The 18854-nt window shown below is 73.5% G+C and carries 20 protein-coding genes; 14 read left to right on the top strand and 6 right to left on the bottom strand.

Going from position 1 to position 18854, the window contains the following annotated elements; genetic code table 11:
• Position 1: 1 nt before the first annotated feature.
• A complete protein-coding gene (gene moaA, locus C1N80_RS14590; protein WP_137771441.1) occupies positions 2–1093 on the bottom strand; it encodes a GTP 3',8-cyclase MoaA in 1092 nt (363 codons plus the stop codon).
• Between the two features lie 124 nt (positions 1094–1217).
• On the opposite strand from moaA, the gene glp reads away from it, so the two are divergent.
• The 5 genes from glp to C1N80_RS14565 all read left to right on the top strand — a co-directional run bounded on the left by glp (position 1218) and on the right by C1N80_RS14565 (position 4905).
• Complete coding sequence (gene glp / locus C1N80_RS14585; RefSeq protein WP_137771440.1) at positions 1218–2492, top strand: gephyrin-like molybdotransferase Glp; 1275 nt, start codon at positions 1218–1220, stop codon at positions 2490–2492.
• Positions 2492–2983 carry a cyclic pyranopterin monophosphate synthase MoaC gene (gene moaC, locus C1N80_RS14580; RefSeq protein ID WP_137771439.1) on the top strand — a complete coding sequence of 164 codons (492 nt, stop codon included), beginning with the start codon at positions 2492–2494 and terminating at the stop codon, positions 2981–2983. Before glp ends, moaC begins: the two co-directional genes overlap by 1 nt.
• Positions 2980–3528, top strand: a complete 549-nt coding sequence (locus tag C1N80_RS14575; protein WP_240811153.1) for a molybdenum cofactor biosynthesis protein B — start codon at positions 2980–2982, stop codon at positions 3526–3528. The genes moaC and C1N80_RS14575 overlap by 4 nt, the downstream gene beginning before the upstream one ends.
• Before the next feature lie 17 nt (positions 3529–3545).
• Positions 3546–3983: a molybdenum cofactor biosynthesis protein MoaE gene (locus tag C1N80_RS14570; RefSeq protein WP_137771438.1), complete on the top strand. Its 438-nt coding sequence runs from the start codon at positions 3546–3548 to the stop codon at positions 3981–3983.
• A 67-nt stretch (positions 3984–4050) separates the two neighbouring features.
• Positions 4051–4905 (top strand): metallophosphoesterase, encoded by an 855-nt coding sequence (locus tag C1N80_RS14565; protein ID WP_137771437.1) that lies wholly within the window; start codon positions 4051–4053, stop codon positions 4903–4905.
• 15 nt (positions 4906–4920) lie between these two features.
• On the opposite strand, the gene C1N80_RS15595 is transcribed toward C1N80_RS14565, so the two are convergent.
• Positions 4921–5094 (bottom strand): hypothetical protein, encoded by a 174-nt coding sequence (locus C1N80_RS15595; protein WP_168198124.1) that lies wholly within the window; start codon positions 5092–5094, stop codon positions 4921–4923.
• A gap of 368 nt (positions 5095–5462) precedes the next feature.
• On the opposite strand from C1N80_RS15595, the gene groES reads away from it, so the two are divergent.
• The 6 genes from groES (at position 5463) to guaB (ending at position 11649) form a co-directional block, all read left to right on the top strand.
• Positions 5463–5759 (top strand): co-chaperone GroES, encoded by a 297-nt coding sequence (groES, locus tag C1N80_RS14560; protein WP_137771436.1) that lies wholly within the window; start codon positions 5463–5465, stop codon positions 5757–5759.
• A 3-nt stretch (positions 5760–5762) separates the two neighbouring features.
• Positions 5763–7349 carry a chaperonin GroEL gene (groL, locus tag C1N80_RS14555; protein ID WP_137771435.1) on the top strand — a complete coding sequence of 529 codons (1587 nt, stop codon included), beginning with the start codon at positions 5763–5765 and terminating at the stop codon, positions 7347–7349.
• A gap of 188 nt (positions 7350–7537) precedes the next feature.
• Positions 7538–8227, top strand: a complete 690-nt coding sequence (locus C1N80_RS14550) for a hypothetical protein (protein WP_137771434.1) — start codon at positions 7538–7540, stop codon at positions 8225–8227.
• Positions 8224–9231: a pseudouridine synthase gene (locus C1N80_RS14545; RefSeq protein WP_168198123.1), complete on the top strand. Its 1008-nt coding sequence runs from the start codon at positions 8224–8226 to the stop codon at positions 9229–9231. Before C1N80_RS14550 ends, C1N80_RS14545 begins: the two co-directional genes overlap by 4 nt.
• Positions 9228–10052, top strand: coding sequence for a hypothetical protein (locus C1N80_RS14540; protein WP_240811152.1), 825 nt, complete (start codon positions 9228–9230; stop codon positions 10050–10052). Before C1N80_RS14545 ends, C1N80_RS14540 begins: the two co-directional genes overlap by 4 nt.
• Before the next feature lie 97 nt (positions 10053–10149).
• Positions 10150–11649, top strand: a complete 1500-nt coding sequence (gene guaB / locus C1N80_RS14535) for an IMP dehydrogenase (protein ID WP_137771433.1) — start codon at positions 10150–10152, stop codon at positions 11647–11649.
• A gap of 18 nt (positions 11650–11667) precedes the next feature.
• Here the strand turns inward: guaB and C1N80_RS14530 are convergent, their stop codons facing one another.
• The gene (locus tag C1N80_RS14530) at positions 11668–12093 is read right to left on the bottom strand and encodes a VOC family protein (RefSeq protein ID WP_137771432.1); all 426 of its coding nucleotides are present in this window, start codon (positions 12091–12093) and stop codon (positions 11668–11670) included.
• A gap of 120 nt (positions 12094–12213) precedes the next feature.
• Here C1N80_RS14530 and C1N80_RS14525 point away from each other — a divergent pair, with 120 nt between their 5' ends.
• From C1N80_RS14525 to C1N80_RS14515, 3 genes are read left to right on the top strand one after another with little or no spacing between them, the layout of a single operon-like run.
• On the top strand, positions 12214–12933 hold the full coding sequence (locus C1N80_RS14525; protein WP_137771431.1) for an exonuclease domain-containing protein: 720 nt from the start codon (positions 12214–12216) through the stop codon (positions 12931–12933).
• Positions 12934–12973: 40 nt separating this feature from the next.
• Positions 12974–14083 carry a GuaB3 family IMP dehydrogenase-related protein gene (locus C1N80_RS14520; protein WP_137771782.1) on the top strand — a complete coding sequence of 370 codons (1110 nt, stop codon included), beginning with the start codon at positions 12974–12976 and terminating at the stop codon, positions 14081–14083.
• Between the two features lie 25 nt (positions 14084–14108).
• Entirely contained in the window at positions 14109–14696 is a 588-nt protein-coding gene (locus C1N80_RS14515; RefSeq protein WP_137771430.1) for a GNAT family N-acetyltransferase, read from the top strand.
• Between the two features lie 6 nt (positions 14697–14702).
• Here the strand turns inward: C1N80_RS14515 and C1N80_RS14510 are convergent, their stop codons facing one another.
• The 3 genes from C1N80_RS14510 to pta all read right to left on the bottom strand — a co-directional run bounded on the left by C1N80_RS14510 (position 14703) and on the right by pta (position 18744).
• On the bottom strand, positions 14703–15278 hold the full coding sequence (locus C1N80_RS14510; RefSeq protein ID WP_137771429.1) for a hypothetical protein: 576 nt from the start codon (positions 15276–15278) through the stop codon (positions 14703–14705).
• Positions 15279–15376: 98 nt separating this feature from the next.
• Positions 15377–16639: an acetate kinase gene (locus C1N80_RS14505; RefSeq protein WP_137771428.1), complete on the bottom strand. Its 1263-nt coding sequence runs from the start codon at positions 16637–16639 to the stop codon at positions 15377–15379.
• Positions 16636–18744: a phosphate acetyltransferase gene (gene pta / locus C1N80_RS14500; RefSeq protein WP_205750649.1), complete on the bottom strand. Its 2109-nt coding sequence runs from the start codon at positions 18742–18744 to the stop codon at positions 16636–16638. The genes C1N80_RS14505 and pta overlap by 4 nt, the downstream gene beginning before the upstream one ends.
• Positions 18745–18854: the final 110 nt, after the last annotated feature.

Raw genomic sequence — 18854 nt, 5'->3', positions numbered from 1 at the left:
CTCATCCTCCGATCGCGCTCATGGGCCGCTCGGGCGGCACGAAGTCCGCCCGGTCCATGCCGTGCCCGGCCTTCTTGCCCCAGTGGGCGGCGCGCCAGAGGTCCGCGATCTCCGCGTCCGTCGCACCGGAGCGCAGGGCCGTGCGCAGGTCCGTCTCCTCGCGGGAGAACAGGCACGTGCGCACGCTGCCCTCCGCGGTGAGCCGGGTGCGGCGGCAGTCCGCGCAGAAGGGCTCGGTGACCGAGGCGATGATCCCGAGGCGGCCCAGGTGCTCCCCATCGTCCCGGGCGGCGACGTCGAACAGCTCCGCGGGGGCGCCCTCGCGGGCCACGGGGGCGGGGGAGAGGGAGAAGCGGTCCTCGAGGATCTCCCGCACCCTGCCGGCGGTGACCATCGCGCCGCGGTCCCAGGCATGGTCCGCGTCCAGCGGCATCTGCTCGATGACCCGCAGCTGCAGGTCCCGCTCGAGGCACCAGGCCAGCAGGTTTGGCAGCTCGTGGTCGTTCACGCCCGGCAGGATCACCGCGTTGATCTTGATCGGGGAGAGCCCGGCCTCCCGCGCCCCGTCGATGCCCTCGAGCACGCGGTGCAGCAGGGGGCGGCGGGTGATGCGCTCGAAGGTCTCGGAGACCACCGTGTCCAGGGAGACGTTGATCCGGTCCAGCCCGGCAGCGGCGAGACCGGCCGCCCGATGGTCCAGCCCGATCGCGTTCGTGGTGAGCGAGAGCTCGGGCCGCCCGGGCAGGGCCGCGCAGCCGGCGAGGATCTCCTCGAGGTCCGGGCGGGTGAGCGGCTCCCCGCCGGTGAAGCGCACCTGCTCCACGCCCAGCTCCTCCACGCCGATCCGCACCAGGCGGACGATCTCCTCCGTGGAGAGCAGCTGGTCGCGCTTGAGGAAGGTGAGCCCGGACTCCGGCATGCAGTAGCTGCAGCGCAGGTTGCAGAAGTCGGTGAGCGAGACCCGCAGGTCCGTCGCCGCGCGGCCGAAGCGGTCCACGAGGGCGGGGGAGGAGGGGCGGTCGGAGACGTCCGGCAGATCGCCCCGGGGATCGGTGCGGCGGGGCACGGGGATGCCGAGCGCGATGCGGGCCATGCGGCGGCTCCTTCCGTGGCGCGGGATGGCGGGCGTCCCTCCAGGATAGGCCGGGCGCTACCCTCGGTGGTGGCCCCCTCACCGCGCCGGATCGGTGAGGAGGTGCCCAGAAGGAGGCCCCGCCATGGCATCGCGCCGCATCCCCCTCGCGGACCACGTGGCGGACGTCACCGCCCTGCTCGCGGAGACCCTGGGGGCGTTGCCGGTGCCGCTGGGCGCCGCGGCCCTGGGACGCGTGGCCGCGCAGGAGCTGCGCAGCCCGCTCGACGTCCCCGCGGCGGACGTCTCCCAGATGGACGGCTATGCGGTGCGCGCCGCGGACCTCCCCGCCGCGGGCGAGGAGGTCACCCTGCCGCTCGGGGCGATGATCGCCGCCGGAGACCTGCCCGGCGAGCTCGCGCCCGGCACCGCCCGCGCGATCATGACCGGCGCCCCCGTCCCCGCCGGCGCGGACCTGGTGGTCCCCGTCGAGGAGAGCGCCGCCGGGCGCTTCGTGCCGGGTGGGTCCGACGGGCCCGACGGCGACGCGGTCTCCGTGGTGCTGACTCCGCTCGGGACCGGGTCCGGGCGCTTCGTGCGTCCCCGGGGCTCGGCGACCCGTCGCGGGGACACGATCCTGCGCGTGGGGCAGGTGCTCACCCCCGGCCGGATCGCCCACCTCGCCGCGTGCGGCGCCCGCGAGGTCGAGGCCCGCATCCCGCCGCGCGTGCTCGTCCTCTCCACCGGCAGCGAGGTCGCCCCCGCGGGCGGCGACCCCGGCCCCGGGCGCACCCATGACGCGAACGGGCCCGGTCTCGCCGCCGCGCTCGCCGAGGCCGGCGCCGAGGTCGTCGGCACGGCCGCCGTGCCGGACGACCCGGCCCTCCTGCTCGAGCGCCTCCACGCGGAGCTCGAGAGCACCGATGCGGACCTCATCGTCACGAGCGGCGGCGTGAGCCAGGGCGCCCGCGAGGTGGTGCGGATGGCCGCCGAGCACCCTGAGGTCTCGCTCGCCTTCCCGACCCTCGCCCTCCAGCCGGGCGGGCCCCAGGGCATCGGCACCCTGCTCCACGAGGGGCGCCGTGTGCCCTGGATCGCCCTGCCCGGCAACCCCGTCTCCGCGCTGCTCAGCTGCGAGCTGATCCTGCGACCGGCACTCGGCGCCCCGCCCCGCCGGCGGCTGCGGCTGCCGCTGCGGCTCGAGGACCCCGCCCGTCCCGAGCCCTCTCCCGCTCACCTGCTCCAGCACCGGCGGGCGCGCGTGCTCCCCTCGGGCCAGGTGCGGCTCGTGGGCGGCCCCGGCTCCCACCTCGTCGCCGCGCTCGCCGCCGCGGACGCCCTCGTCGCCGTGCCGGTCGGCACCGACCTCCTCCACGACGGCGACCTCGTCGAGACGATCCTGCTCACGGAAGGCTCCTGATGACCCGACCCGACGGCCTCTCCCATGTGCGCGCGGACGGCTCCGCCCACATGGTCGACGTCACCGACAAGCCCGTCACCTCCCGCGAGGCCACCGCCCGCGGGCTCCTGCGCACGCGGCCGGACGTGCGCGAGCGGATCCTCGCCGGGGACCTCCCCAAGGGCGAGGCGGTGCCCGTAGCCCGCATCGCCGGGATCATGGGCGCGAAGCGCACGAGCGACCTCGTGCCGCTGTGCCACCCGCTGCCGATCTCCGGCGTCACCGTGGACGTGGCCCCCGCGGGGGAGGATGCCCTCGAGATCACCGCCCGGGTGCGCACCACGGGCGTCACCGGGGTGGAGATGGAGGCGCTCACCGCGGTGAGCGTGACCGCCCTGACCCTCTACGACATGATCAAGGCCGTGGACCGGGAGGCGAGCATCGAGGGGATCCGGGTGCTCGCGAAGTCCGGCGGCCGCAGCGGCGACTGGCAGCGCGAGGAGGACCGATGAAGGAGATGCCCGCACGGCGCAGCGACGCCGACTGCTCCGCCCGCGACGAGGACGCGCCGCCGCCCGCCCTGCGCGGCAGGGCGCACGTGGTCGTCGCCTCGACCCGCGCGGCGGACGGCACCTACGAGGACCGCACCGGACCGCTGCTCGTCTCCTGGCTCGAGGGCAGGGGGCTGGAACCCGTCGTCCGCGAGGTCGTGGCCGACGGCCCCGAGGTCGGCGCCGCGATCCGTCGCGGACTCGACACGGGGGCCGACGTGGTCGTCACGACCGGCGGCACCGGCATCGGCCCCGCGGACGTGACGCCCGAGCAGACGGCGCCCCTCATCGAGCGGGAGATGCCGGGCGTGCTCGAGGCGGTGCGTCGGCGCGGGGAGGCCGCCTCACCCGCGGCGCTGCTCAGCCGCGGTCTCGCCGGCATGGCCGGCCGCTGCTTCGTCGTGAACCTGCCGGGCTCCCGCGGCGGTGTGAAGGACGGCATCGCCGTGCTCGACCCGATCCTCGACCACCTGCTCGAGCAGCGCGACGGGGCGGGTCACGAGTGAGCGCCGACGATCCCGCGATGGGTGAGGCGGCGGAGCGTCTCCGGCACGCCGGGGTGACGACCGCGGTCATCGAGGTCGCCGCGATGGTCGAGGCGGTCGCCGATCCGCGCTGCGGCGCCGTGGTCACCTTCGACGGCGTGGTCCGCGACCACGACGAGGGCAGGGGCGTCACGGCACTCACGTACACGGCGCATCCGTCGGCCCAGGAGGTCCTCGCGCAGGTGGCGCACGGGATCGCGGAGCGCTTCCCGGACGTGCGCCTCGCGGTGGCGCACCGTCACGGACCGCTCGCGATCGGGGACAGCGCGCTCGTCGCCGCGGTCGCCGCCCCGCACCGCAAGGCGGCCTTCGCGGCGTGCGACGCGCTCGTGGACGAGGTCAAGGCCCAGGTGCCGATCTGGAAGCATCAGCGGTTCACCGACGGCACCGACGAGTGGGTCGGGGCGCTCGGATAGGACGACCGCGCGCGGGTGAGGGGCTCCCGTTCACCCACGGGACACCCCCGCTCGCTACGGTGCCCGCATGCGCATCCTCCAGATCACGGACACCCACCTCTACGGCGACCCCGCCGCCCGCCACTACGACCGCATCGACACCGGCGCTGCCCTCGAGGGCCTGCTCGGGGCGCTCGGCGCGATCGGTCCCGTGGACGCGGTGGTGCACACGGGGGACGCCTCCGAGGACGGCACGGAGGAGTCCTATCGGCGCCTGCACGCGATCCTCGACCCCGTCGCGGAGCGGCTCGGCGCGCCGCTCGTGGTGACGATGGGCAACCACGACGTGAGCGCGGCCTACGCGGCGGTACGGGGTCCGGGGGCGCGGGGCACGGAGGTGCAGGACCGGGTGCACGAGCTCGCGGGCGGCGGCCGCGTCGTGGTGCTCGACTCGAGCCGGCCGGGTGCGGGCTACGGGGAGCTGACGGGGGAGCAGCTGGACTGGCTGCGCGAGGTGCTCGCGGAGCCCGCGGCGGGCGGGACCGTGCTCGCGATCCACCACCCGCCGCTCGTCGCGGCGACCCCGCTGCTGCGCAGCCTCGACCTCGAGCCGCTGGAGGAGCTCGCAGAGGTGCTCGCGGGGAGCGATGTGCGGATCGTGCTCGCGGGGCACTACCACCACGAGATGAGCGGCAGCATCGGCGGGGTGCCGGTGCACGTCGCCCCCGGGGTCACGAACGTGGTGGACCCGCTGGGGGCGGGGGAGAGCGAGCGGGCGCTCGCGCTGAGCGGGGCGAGCCTCGTCGAGCTCGGGGAGGGCGCCCCGCGGGTCGTCACCTCGGTGCTCCCGAGCGCGGGGGACACGCTCGGGGACGTCACCGTGCCGGTCTACCTGTTCGGGCCGGCGGAGGTGCGGGCGATCGCGGAGGCCGCGGGGCGCTGAGCCCGCGCCCGGCGGTCAGCGGCCCAGGCCGAGGGGGCTCACGCCCTGGGAGGTGCGGGCCTGGGTGACGGCGGCGACGTCGCCGCCCATGCGGTTGCCGACGACGGCGTTGTGCCGCTCGACGTCCTGGCCCTGCATGCGGTCGGCCATGCGGCCGAGGGCGGTGGAGAGGCTGCGGAGGAAGGTCATGGGGGTCTCCTGGTGGATCGGTCCTCGTGCGGGCCGCCCGGGGTCTCCGGTGCGGCCGTGTCCCTCTTGTTGTACGCGGGCGCGGACGGGCCGTCACGGGTTCCGTCATGTCCAGTTGCCAGATTCACAATAAGTGTGTGACCTGGGGCGCAGGAGAGTTCGCCGGGGGCGGACGTCCGGCCGTTAGCACTCGTCTTGCATGAGTGCCAGGACGGTCCTAGAGTGGTCCCGTTGGCAGTCGAAGGCCGAGAGTGCCAGAGGCTGCCGTGAGGGTCCCGTCCCGGTCGGCACCGCGACGACGTCCAGGACACCGGGTCCCTCCGCCCAGAACTCAGCAGAGTCCATTCTTCTATGAAGGAGTGAGCCGCATGTCGGTCTCCATCAAGCCCCTCGAGGATCGCGTCGTCGTCAAGCCGCTCGAGGCCGAGCAGACCACGGCCTCCGGCCTGGTCATCCCGGACACCGCGAAGGAGAAGCCCCAGGAGGGCGAGGTCGTCGCCGTCGGCGAGGGCCGCTTCGACGACAAGGGTGCCCGCATCCCGGTCGACGTCAAGGTCGGCGACAAGGTCGTCTTCTCCAAGTACGGCGGCACCGAGCTCAAGTACGGCAACGAGGAGTTCCTCGTGCTGGGCGCCCGCGACATCCTCGCGATCATCGAGGCCTGATCCATGGCCAAGGAGATCCTGTACAACGAGGAGGCGCGCCGCGCCCTCGAGCGCGGCGTCGACAAGCTCGCCGACACCGTCAAGGTGACGCTCGGCCCCAAGGGCCGCAACGTCGTCCTCGACAAGAAGTGGGGTGCCCCCACGATCACGAACGACGGCGTCACCATCGCCCGTGAGATCGAGCTCGAGGACCCCTACGAGAACCTCGGCGCGCAGCTGGCGAAGGAGGTCTCCACCAAGACCAACGACGTCGCCGGCGACGGCACCACCACCGCCACCGTGCTCGCCCAGGCGCTCGTCCACGAGGGCCTGCGCAACGTGACCTCCGGTGCGGCCCCGGCCGCGCTCAAGCGGGGCATCGAGAAGGCCGTCGAGGCCGTCTCGGAGAAGCTCGGCGAGCTGTCCATCCCGGTCGACGGCAAGGAGCAGATCGCGTCCGTCGCGGCCGTCTCCAGCCAGGACCGCGAGATCGGCGAGCTGCTCGCCGAGGCGTTCGACAAGGTCGGCAAGGACGGCGTCATCACGGTCGAGGAGTCCTCCACGACCGCGATGGAGCTCGACTTCACCGAGGGCATGCAGTTCGACAAGGGCTTCATCTCCCCGCACTTCGTGACCGACGGCGACCGCCAGGAGGCCGTGCTCGAGGACGCCCAGGTGCTGCTGCACCAGGGCAAGATCTCGGCCGTGGCCGACATCCTCCCGCTGCTCGAGAAGGTCGTGGAGGGCGGCAAGCCGCTCTTCATCATCGCCGAGGACGTCGACGGCGAGGCCCTGTCCACGCTGGTCGTCAACCGCATCCGCGGCAACTTCAAGGGCGCCGCCGTGAAGGCCCCGGCCTTCGGCGACCGTCGCAAGGCGATGCTCCAGGACATCGCGGTCCTCACCGGTGCGCAGGTTGTCACCGCGGACCTCGGCCTGGACCTCAAGTCTGTGGGCACCGACGTGCTCGGCCATGCCGGCCGCGTCGTCATCACCAAGGACTCCACCACGATCGTGGGCGGGGCCGGCGACGAGCAGGCCGTGGCCGATCGCGTGGCGCAGATCCGCTCCGAGATCGAGAACACCGATTCCGACTGGGACCGCGAGAAGCTCCAGGAGCGTCTCGCCAAGCTCGCCGGCGGCGTGTCCGTGATCAAGGTGGGCGCCCACACGGAGGTGGAGCTCAAGGAGAAGAAGATGCGCATCGAGGACGCGGTCTCCGCGACTCGTGCGGCCATCGAGGAGGGCATCGTCGCCGGTGGCGGAAGCGCCATCGTCCAGGCCTCCACCGTCCTCGAGGGCGACCTCGGGCTCTCCGGCGACGAGGCCGTGGGCGTGCGCGCCGTGGCCCGCGCCGTCGTCGAGCCGCTGCGCTGGATCGCGGAGAACGCGGGCCTCGAGGGCTACGTCGTCGTCGAGAAGGTGCGCGACGCGCAGGCCGGCCACGGCCTGAACGCCGCCACCGACGAGTACGTCGACCTCGTCGCGGCCGGCATCATCGACCCGGTCAAGGTGACCCGCTCCGCGCTGCGGAACGCCGCCTCGATCGCGGCCCTGGTGCTCACCACCGAGACGCTCGTCATCGAGAAGAAGGACGACGAGGAGGCCTGAGCCCCCTCGCCCCACCGGGACGGCCGGTCGATCCTCGGATCGACCGGCCGTCCTGCTGCGCGTCGGGACGGGCCGCCCGGCAGCGACCCGACCGCCCGGACCGTGGCGGTGCGTCCCCGCCGTCAGGGAGGGGACCTAGTATGTGCAGGTCCGATGTGTCCGATCGTTGCGTGGCAGGAGGCGGTTCCGTGGCCGGAGGCCCCCGTGTCGACGAGGAGTCCCTGCCCACCCGGACCTTCTCCCCGCCGGCGATCGTGATCGGTGCGGCCCTTCTCGCCGGCGTCGTCTTCGGCGTGGTCCTCGAGTTCCTCGTCATCGTGAGCCTCATCGGGCAGCGGCTGTGGCACGACCCCGCCCTCGGCCACGACCTCCTGTTCACGCTCCCGCTGCTGCTCTGGGTCGCCGTGCTCGCGGCGACCGTGCTGGGTGTGGTGCGCGTGGTCTCCTCGTGGCTCGAGGTGGACGAGCACGGCTTCCGCCTGCACGGCCTCGTGCGCCGCGACAGCGCCGCCGGCTGGGACGAGGTCGCCAAGGTGCTCGCGATCCGCGAGATCGACCGCGGCCTGACCCCCGTCGAGCTCCTCGACGTGCCCGAGACCGCGTACGACGGGATCTACCTCCTCGACGCGCAGGGCCGGCGGATGCTCGCGGTCTCCAGCCGCATGTTCGGCCACCGCGCCCAGCGGATCACTCTCGAGCGGGCCCGCGCCGCCGGCGTCGAGGTCGAGGACATCGAGGTGCTCGCCTTCACCGAGCTGCGGGCGCGGGCGCCCCAGGCGCTCACCGTGCTGGACCGTCACCCGAACCTCTGCCTGGCCCTGCTGGCCCTGTTCTACGTGGGCCACAACGTGCTCACCTTCGTCGTCTGGGGACTGTGAGCGCATCCGGCCCCGGGCCCCGGCCCGGCCGTGCGGCCCGTCGGCGGGCGCGGCGGCCTCCCGCCCCGCTCCCGCAGCGGGACGGCCTGGACCCCGTGCGCTGGAGCGTCCCTCCCGCCTGGGACGGACCCACCACCGCTCTCGCCGCCCTGCTCCACCGCTTCCCGCCGCTCGCGGCGCCCGCGGCGACCTCGCTCGCGGACCGGTTCCGGGCCGGCGAGGTCGTGCGCACCGACGGCACGCCCTGGGCCGCCGAGGACGCCGTGCACCCGGGGGAGGAGTTGTGGTTCCACCGCGAGCTCGCCGCGGAGGAGGTGCCTCCGGCGCGGATCCCCGTGCTGCTGCACGACGCGCATCTGCTCGTGGTGGACAAGCCCCACGACATGGCCACCATGCCCCGTGGGGCGCACGTCCGCTCGAGCCTGCTCGTGCGCCTGCGCCGCGAGACCGGCATCGCGGAGCTGAGCCCCCTGCACCGGCTGGACCGGCGCACCGCCGGCGTCATCGCGCTCGGCATCCGCGCCGAGGAGCGCTCCGCCTACCAGCAGCTCTTCGCCGCGCGCGCCGTGCGCAAGGAGTACCTCGCCCGGGTGCGACCCGCGGAGGGATCGACGCTGCCGAAGGCGGTGGGGGAGCGGGCGCTGCTCGAGGACCGGCTCGAGAAGCACCACGGGGAGCTCACCACCCGGGTGCTGCCCGGGGAGCCGAACTCCTCCACCGAGCTCGAGGTGCTCGACGTCGAGGCCGACGGCACGCTCCTGCTGCGGCTCGTCCCGCTCACCGGCCGCACCCACCAGCTGCGCGCCCAGCTCTCCTCCCGCGGCGCCCCGATCGTGGGGGAGGACCTCTACCCGAGCCCCGCGGAGGCCGCTCGCACGGCAGGCGGCGGAGCCCTCCAGCTGCTCGCCCGCGGCCTCGCCTTCACCGACCCGGTCACGGGGGAGGCGCGTCACGTCACGAGCACACGGACCCTCGGGCCGGGCCCCCGTACGCTGGCACGATGAACGAGAGCGCGCCCGCGGAGGGACCCCGCGAGGAGGCCCCGGGGATGCCCGACGGGCCCGCGGGGTCGCCCGACGGGCCCGTCGCCGCGCCTCCCGCGCCCCGGCGCACCCGCTCCGGCGCCGTCGTCGTGGGCCCCACCGCGATCGCGCGCTGGCGCCCGCTCGCCCTCGTGGGTCTCCCGATCATCGCCCTGCTCCTGTGCCCCTTCGCCGCGACCGGCATCGCCCAGTGGCAGCAGGGCCGCGCCGCCGCGGGCCTCGACGACCTGCTCACCCGAGCCCTCGGCCACGGAGCGCTCCAGCTGCTGGTCGGCGCGATCGTGCTGTGGATCCTCTTCGCGCTGTGGGCCCTGGTCCCGATCCTCGCCACCCACAAGGTGGCCCTGCTCGACGAGGACGCCCGCACGCTCACCCTGCGCCGCGGGCTGCGCACCGCCGGGACCGCGCCGCTCGCGCAGGTGGTCTACGCCGTCGGCGAGGCGGAGCGCGGCAGCACCGGTCTCATCGGCGTGGACCGCGGCGGCGAGGAGCCCGAGCGCTGGATCCTGCCCGAGGTCGCCTGGGACGAGGAGTCCTTCGACGGGCTGCGCGTGCTGCAGGCCGCGGCCGGTCTGCGGCCCGCCCCGTCGCGCCGTGTGCTCGCCGCCCTCGCGCGCCGCAGCCGCCGCGGCGCCGCCCACCGTGAGCTCGCCGCTCGGCTCGGCATGCCCTGGCGGCCCGAGTACGAGGAGGACGAGGCCGCCTTCGGCGCCGAGTTCGACCGCGTGCGCCGGGTGATCGGCGGCAAGGAGCCGCCGCGCGAGGGGGACCCGCGCCCCTGACCCCCGTCGGCCGTCGGTCGCTGCGCCGGGGTCGACGTGGCCGGTCCCACGTCTCACGGCCTGCCGCCCCCCGGGACGCCCCGAGTAGCATCGGTGCATGACGAGCGCGGACCCCTTCGGCTTCATCGGACTGACCTACGACGACGTCCTCCTCCTCCCCGGGGAGACGGACATCATCCCCTCCGAGGTGGACACCAGCAGTCGCCTCACCAAGGAGATCTCGCTGCGGATCCCGCTGGCCAGCGCCGCGATGGACACCGTCACCGAGTCCCGCATGGCGATCGCCATGGCCCGCCACGGCGGCATCGGCATCCTCCACCGCAACCTCTCGATCGAGGACCAGGCCCACCAGGTGGACCTCGTCAAGCGCACCCAGACCGGCCGCATCACCAACCCCGTCACGATCGGCCCCGAGGCGACCCTCGAGGACTTCGACGCCCTGTGCGGCCAGTACCGCGTCTCCGGCCTGCCCGTCGTCGACGAGGGCCTGCGCCTGCTGGGCATCTGCACCAACCGCGACCTCCGCTTCATCCCCGTCGCCGAGTGGGCCACCACCAAGGTCGGCGACGTCATGACCACCGAGCTGTTCACCGCGCCGAGCGACGTCTCCCACGAGGACGCGACCGCGCTGCTGCGCAGGAACAAGCGCGAGCGCCTGCCGCTCGTCGACGAGCGCGGCATCCTCACCGGCCTCATCACGGTGAAGGACTTCGTGAAGTCCGAGCAGTTCCCCGACGCCTCCAAGGACGGCCAGGGCCGCCTGCTCGTCGGCGCCGGCGTCGGCTTCTTCGGCGACTCCCTCGAGCGCGCGGGCGCCCTCCGCGACGCCGGGGTGGACGTGCTCGTCGTCGACACCGCGAACGGCCACGCGCGCCTCGCGCTCGAGATGATCCGTCGCATCAAGGGCGATCCGGCCTTCAAGGACGTCCAGGTGATCGGCGGCAACGTCGCCACCCGGGCGGGCGCGCAGGCGCTCGTGGACGCGGGCGCGGACGCCGTGAAGGTGGGCGTCGGCCCCGGCTCCATCTGCACCACCCGCGTCGTCGCCGGCGTCGGCGTCCCCCAGGTGACCGCGATCCACGAGGCCTCCAAGGCCACGAAGCCCGCCGGCGTCCCGCTGATCGGCGACGGCGGCCTGCAGTACTCCGGCGACATCGCCAAGGCGCTCGTCGCCGGCGCGGACACCGTCATGCTCGGCTCGCTGCTCGCGGGCACCGAGGAGTCCCCGGGCGAGGTCGTCCTCGTGGCGGGCAAGCAGTTCAAGGCCTACCGCGGCATGGGCTCGCTGGGCGCCATGTCCTCGCGCGGCAAGAAGTCCTTCTCGAAGGACCGCTACTTCCAGGCCGACGTCGACTCCGACGACAAGATCGTCCCCGAGGGCATCGAGGGCCGCGTCTCCTACAAGGGCCAGCTGCGCTCGGTGGTGCACCAGCTCGTGGGCGGTCTGCACCAGTCCATGTTCTACGTGGGCTCGCAGGACATCACGCAGCTCAAGGAGCGCGGTCAGTTCGTGCGCATCACCGCGGCAGGCCTCAAGGAGTCCCACCCGCACGACATGGCCGCGATCATCGAGGCGCCGAACTACTCGGCGCGCTGAGCGGACCTCTCCGCTGAGTCACTCCGCCCGCTGGGCGGGATCCGCCTCGGTGTGCTCGTAGCCGATCAGCCAGAGCACGCCGAAGCGGTCCCGCACCTGCCCGTCGGAGGCGCCCCAGGGGCGACGCTGCAGCGGGTCGACCACCTCGCCGCCCTCGGAGAGCGCCGCGAACCAGGTGCGCAGCGTCGTCGGCTCCGCCCTCCCCAGGAGCGCCATCATGAGCCCGCGGGAGGCGAACACCTCGTCCCGCTCCGTCGCGTCCGAGGCGCACACGTCCACCGAGCCGCGCAGCTCGCCGTGGGCGATCGCGTGCGCCGGCCCGTCGGTGCGCGAGAAGTCCTCGTAGGTCGCGAGCACCAGCTCCCCGCCGAACACCCGCTGGTAGAGCTCGAGCGCCTCGCGCGCGGTGCCGGAAAGGTGGAGGTACGGGGTGGGCGCGGGCATCGGGATCTCCTCGGGGAGCGGGGTCGGGCGTCCCGTGATCATTCCTCCCCAGCGCCGCGCCGTCCACCGCCCCGGCCGGCGCGGGGGTGGACGGTCGGTGCCGGTGCCTAGGCTGGGGGCATGACGACGGACACCGCCTCCCGCTGGATCGACCGGCCCCTGCTCGGCTTCGACACCGAGACCACCGGCACCTCGACGAGCGAGGACCGCATCGTCACCGTCGCGCTCGTCCACTCGGTGGGGCAGGGCCGGGAGAACGAGACCGTCGCGACCTGGCTGATCGACCCCGGTGTGCCGATCCCCGAGCAGGCGGCCGCGATCCACGGCATCAGCACCGAGCACGCCGCCTCCCACGGGATGGCGCCGGCCGCCGCCCTCGAGGAGGTCGCCGCGCTCATCGCGGAGTCCCTCGCGAAGGACGTCCCGCTCGTCGCCTTCAACGGCGCCTTCGACGTGCAGATCCTCGAGAACGAGCTGCGCCGCCACGAGCTGCCGACGGTCGCCGAGCGCCTGGGCCATGACGTCGCCCCGCTCGTGGACCCGCTGGTCATCGACCGCGGCGTGGACCGCTACCGCAAGGGCAAGCGCAAGCTCGTGGACCTCCTCGAGGTCTACGGCGTGCAGCAGGACGGCCGTCTCCACACGGCCGACGTCGACGTCTCCTCGACCCTCGACGTGCTGCGCGCGATGGTCGCCAAGCATCCGCGGCTCGGCGAGTCCTCCCTCGAGGAGCTGTTCCGCCAGGAGATGGAATGGCACCGCGAATGGGCGGAGAACTTCATCGGCTACATGAAGAAGCAGGGCAAGACGGTCGACGTCAGCACGACCTGGCCGCTGTGATCCCGGCTCCGGGCCGCGTCGCCGGTAGACTCCTCGCGTGATGAACGAGATCGAGATCGGCCGGAACAAGCGCGGGCGCCGCAGCTACAGCTTCGACGACGTGGCGGTGGTCCCCTCCCGGCGCACCCGTGACCCCGAGGACGTCTCGACCGCCTGGCAGGTGGACGCGTACCATTTCGACATCCCCATCTTCGCCGCCCCCATGGACTCGATCATGTCCCCCGAGGTCGCGATCGAGCTGGGGCGCCTGGGCGGACTGGGCGTGCTGGACCTCGAGGGCCTCTGGACCCGCTACGAGGACCCGACCCCCCAGTACGAGCGCATCGCGACCGCCTCCGAGGCCGAGTCCGTGCAGGTCATGCGTGAGATCTACAGCGAGCCCGTGAAGGGTGAGCTGATCCGCGACCGGATCGCGCAGCTGCGCGACGCGGGCGTCACGGCGGCCGGCTCGCTGTCCCCGCAGCGCACGCAGGAGCACTGGAAGACGGTCGTGGACGCGGGCGTGGACCTCTTCTTCATCCGCGGCACCACCGTCTCCGCGGAGCACGTCTCCTCGGACCGCGAGCCGCTGAACCTCAAGCGATTCATCTACGAGCTCGACGTCCCCGTCATCGTGGGCGGCTGCGCGACTTACACCGCCGCCCTCCACCTCATGCGCACGGGCGCCGCGGGCGTCCTCGTGGGCTTCGGCGGCGGCGCCTCGCAGACCACCCGCGAGACCCTCGGCATCCAGGTGCCGCTCGCGAGCGCGGTGGCGGACGTCGCCGCCGCCCGCCGCGACTACATGGACGAGTCCGGCGGCCGCTACGTGCACGTCATCGCCGACGGCGGCCTGGGCCGCTCGGGCGACCTCGTCAAGGCGATCGCCTGCGGCGCCGACGGCCTCATGGTCGGTGCGGCGCTCGCCCGCGCCGAGGAGGCGCCGGGCCGCGGCCACCACTGGGGGAGCGAGGCCCACCACCCCACGCTCACCCGCGGCCACCGCGTCGAGGTGGGCACGGCGGCGCCGCTCGAGCAGATCCTCTTCGGCCCCTCGATCTCCGCGGACGCGACGACGAACCTCGTGGGCGCCCTGCGCCACGCCATGGCCACCACCGGCTACACCGAGCTCAAGGAGTTCCAGCGCGTCGAGGTCGTCACCACGGCCTGAGCCGGCACGAGGAAGGAAACGCCGCATGGAGCACAGCACGACGCTCGCCCGGGACGGCGTGCACCTGCGCCCGCTGCGCGTCGAGGACGCCCCGGCGTTCCGCGCGCTCGTGGACGAGGAGAGCTGGGCGGGCATGTCCTCCCCGCTGCCGGCGAGCGACGAGGCCATGGCCGAGCATCTCGCGCGCATGATCGCGGCCCCGGCACAGCTCGCCTTCGCCGTGGAGCAGGACGGCCGACTCGCGGGCCGCACGACCCTCTACGAGCTCGTGCCGGGACTGCGCGTCGAGATCGGCAGCACGATCTACGCCCGGGACGTGTGGGGCACCGAGGTGAACCCCACCGCGAAGCTGCTGCTGTTCACACACGCCTTCGAGGAGCTCGGCGTGGGCCGCGTCGCGCTGCGCTGCGATCACCGCAATACCCGCTCGCACCGAGCGATCGCCCGGCTCGGCGCCCGCTTCGAGGGCACGCTGCGGGCGTTCCGCCGCGCGGCCGACGGCACCGTCGCCGACATCGACTACTTCTCGGTGCTGCGCTCGGAGTGGCCGGCGGTGCGGCAGGGGCTCGAGGCGCGGCTGCGCCCGGCCGAGCCCGTGCCGGGCATCGCCTGAGTCGGCTCAGGGTCGCGAGGAGCGCACGCGCGCCACGATTCCCCAGATGAGCAGGGCGATCGCGACCAGGCCCAGCAGCACCGGGATCAGCAGACCGACCACGAGCCCCACCAGGGTGCTGCCGAACCCCATCTCGCCCACGGCCACGTCGCTCACGCCCTGGCACGCGACGTCCACCTGCTGCGAGCTCGTCACCGTCACCGTGCCGACGCTCTCGTACGCGGCGCCGTCGACGGTGACCGGCATCCCCGAGGTGCTCGCGTCCCACTCGACGTCGCTCCCGGTCACCTCGCACGAGGCGGAGGCGGCCTCCCCCGCGGGAGCGTAGACGAAGATCATCGAGGAGGATGAGGTCTCGATCGTCGCGGTGGTGCCGCCCGCGCTCGTCGCGTCCACGTTCAGCACGGCGAACGCGGCGACCACGATGCTCGCGAGGAGCGGCATGACGACGAGCCCGATGAGGTTCGCGAGGATGCCGAGCGCGCCGAACACGATCCGCTTCATGCCGCGCTTGCGCGGTGGCGGTGCGTACGAGCCGTTGCCCGGGGCGGAGGGGTACGGGCTGGGTGCGGGGTAGGACACGGCAGGCTCCTCGAGGGTGCGGGACGGATGCTCCCAGCCTAGAGGAGCCGCAGGTCGGGGCCGACCTCCTTATGGACGGGGGGCCCGCCCGTGCCGTGTCAGCGGGCGGAGCGCGCCACCTCGAGGGACTGCTGCGCGATCGCGAGCTCCTCGTCCGTCGGCACGACGAGCACCCGTACGGCGGAGTCCGGGGCGGAGATGGTGCGCACGCCCTTCTCGCGCCGCGCGTTCGCCTCGGGGTCCAGCACGATGCCGAAGGCCTCGAGGCCCTCGAGGGTGCGCTCGCGCACCTCCGGCACGTTCTCCCCGATGCCGGCGGTGAAGGCGATCGTGTCCAGACCGCCCAGGGTGAAGGCGTAGGAGCCCACGTACTTGCGCAGCCGGTGCACGTAGACCCGCATCGCGAGCTCCGCCCGCTCGTCCCCGGCGCGGATCGCGGCGGTGATGTCGCGGAAGTCGTTCATCCCGCACAGGCCCTGCATGCCCGAGGACTTGTTCAGGAGCGTGTCGATCTCGTCGATGCTCATGCCCGCGCTGCGGGACAGGTGGGCGTACACCGAGGCGTCGATGTCGCCGGTGCGGGTGCCCATGACGAGGCCCTCGAGCGGGGTCAGGCCCATGGAGGTGTCCAGTGGCGCGTCACCGCGCACAGCGGAGGCGGAGGCCCCGTTGCCCAGGTGCAGGACGATCTGGCGCAGATCGGAGACGTCCGTCCCCTCGGAGGCGAGCAGTGCGGAGACCTGCTCGGAGACGTAGCGGTGGCTCGTCCCGTGCGCGCCGTAGCGGCGGATCCGGTACTCGGAGGCGACCTGCGCGTTCAGGGCGTAGGTGCGGGCCTCCTCCGGCAGGGCCGTGAAGAACGCGGTGTCGAAGACGGCCACGTGGGGGATGTCGGGGAAGAGCCGACGGGCCGCGTCGATGCCCTGGACCGCGGCGGGGTTGTGCAGCGGCGCGAGCGCGCCGAGATCCGCGATCTGGTCCCGCACCCAGGAGTCCACGAGCTGCGGGCTCGTGAAGCGGGCTCCGCCCTGGACCACACGGTGCCCCACGGCGACGACGTTCGCCTCCTGCAGGCTCATGCCGGCGTCCTCGAACAGCCCGGTGACGACCTCCATGGCGACCTTGTGGTCGGGGACCTCGCCCGCGTACGGCTGGCGGAGGTCGCCGGCCTCGAGATGCGCTTGGCCGCGGTCCTGGCCGATCCGCTCGACGATGCCGGAGGCGTGGACGACCTCGGCGACGGGATCCAGGAGCTGGAACTTCAAGGAGGAGGAGCCCGAGTTCAGCACGAGCACGGTCGCGGCGTCCGGCACCCCGGGGAGGCGGCCGGCGGCGTCGGAGCGAGGGGCGGGGGAGGTCATGCGGTCTCCTTCGGGGACGCGGCCGGGGCGGGGCTCTCCTCGGCGGCCTGCGCCTGGATCGCCGTGATCACCACGGTGTTGATGATGTCGTCGACGAGCGCGCCGCGGGAGAGGTCGTTGACGGGCTTGTTCAGGCCCTGCAGCACCGGCCCGATCGCGATCGCCCCGGCGGAGCGCTGCACGGCCTTGTACGTGTTGTTGCCGGTGTTGAGGTCCGGGAAGACGAACACGGTCGCGCGGCCGGCGACCGCCGAGTCCGGGAGCTTCGTGCGCGCCACGGAGGCGTCCACCGCGGCGTCGTACTGGATGGGCCCCTCGACGTCGAGATCGGGGGCGAGCTCGCGCACCAGGGCGGTCGCCTCGCGCACCTTGTCGACGTCGGCCCCGCTGCCGGAGGTGCCGGTCGAGTAGGAGAGCATCGCGACCCGGGGCTCCACGCCGAAGCGGCGTGCGGTCTCCGCGGACTGCAGGGCGATGTCCGCGAGCTGCTCCGCCGTCGGATCCGGGTTCACGGCGCAGTCGCCGTAGACGAGCACCCGGTCCTGCAGCGCCATGAGGAACACGGAGGAGACGATCTTCGCGCCGGGCTTCGTCCGGATGATCTCGAAGCTCGGCCTGATGGTGTGGGCGGTGGAGTGGACGGCGCCGGAGACCATGCCGTCCGCCTGGCCCGTCTGCACCATCATCGTGCCGAAGTAGGAGACGTCCTGGACCTTCTCGCGGGCCTGCTCGAGGGTCACGCCCTTCTTCGCGCGCAGCCGCGCGTACTCGGCGGCGAAGGACTCCACGAGCTCCGGGTCCTGCGGGGAGACGATCCGGGCCTCGGAGATGTCGTGGCCCAGCTGCGCCGCCCTCGCCCGGATCGCGGTCTCCTCGCCGAGCAGCACGATCCGTGCGACGCCGCGCGCGAGGATCGACTCGGCGGCGGCGAGGATGCGCGGCTCGTCGCCCTCGGGCAGCACGATCGTCTTCTTCTCGCCGCGGGCGCGGGCGAGCAGCTCGAACTCGAACATCATCGGGGTGACGACCTCGCTGCGCGTGACCTCGAGAGCGGAGAGCACGGCGGAGGCGGGGAGGTGCTCGGCGACGGCGCGGCGGGCCGCGTCGAGCTTCTGCGGGCTGTCGCCGCTCAGCCGGCCGCGGGTCCCGGCGACCTTCACGGCGGTGTCGAAGGTCGAGAGGTCCGTGGCGATGATCGGGAGGTCCTGCTGCACGCCCTCGATGAGCCGGTGCACCGCGGGCGGGATGTCGTAGCCGCCGGTCAGCACGATCGAGGAGAGCGCAGGGAAGGTGCCCGAGTGCTGCGCGAGGATCAGCCCGGGCAGCAGGTCGTAGCGGTCGCCGGGGGCGACGACGGTGCAGTTCTCGGTGAGCCGCTCGAGCACGTTGGGCAGGCTCATCGCGGCGACCACGGTGCCGGTGGAGACGCGGCCCAGCCACTCGGGGCTGCCCTGCAGGAGGGTGCCGGAGACGGCGTCCTTCACCTGCTGCACGGTGGGCGCGAGGATCACGGGGTTCTCGGGGATCGCGGAGACCAGCAGGCCCGGCACACGGGCGCTCACCGCCTCGCGCACCGCGTCCAGGCTCGCCGGGTCCGCGCGGTTGACGACCACGGCGATGGGGGTCGCGTGGTGGCCCGCGAACTCGCCCTGCGCGACCGCGGCGAGCGCGCCCACCTGGTCCGGGCTGCGGTCCATGCCGGAGAGCACGAGGATCACCGGGGCGCCGAGGTTCGCGGCGACCTCCGCGTTGAAGGCGAGCTCGGTGGGGTTCGCGAGGTCGTCGTAGTCGGAGCCGAGCACCACGAGCAGCGAGTACTTCGCGGAGAGCTCGCGGTGGCGGCGCAGGATCTCCTCCTGCGCGGCGTCCGGGTCCGCGAGCACCTGCTCGTAGTCGACGCCGACCGCCTCCTCGTAGGGCTGGTCCACGGCGGGATGCGCGGTCAGCAGGCTGACGGCGTAGTCCGGTGCGCCCGCGGACTTCACCACGGGGCGGAAGACGCCCACCCGCTCGGAGCGGGAGGCGAGGGCTTCGAGGAGACCGAAGGCCACGATGGACTTCCCGGTCATCCCCTCGGGGCTGGCGACGTACACGCTCTGGGACACGCGCTCACCCTACGGCGGGGACGGCGCGGTGGGGAGGCCCGAGGTCCTGTCCGGACGCCCGCGGGAGGTGCACGGGGCCGACGGCGGTGAGGAGGGCCACCTCGTCCCGG

The sequence above is a fragment of the Brachybacterium sp. SGAir0954 genome (assembly GCF_005490785.1).
In the GTDB taxonomy this organism is placed as follows: domain Bacteria; phylum Actinomycetota; class Actinomycetes; order Actinomycetales; family Dermabacteraceae; genus Brachybacterium; species Brachybacterium rhamnosum.
Note: the sequence above shows the minus strand (reverse complement) of the source record. Positions and strands in the feature narration are given on the sequence as shown.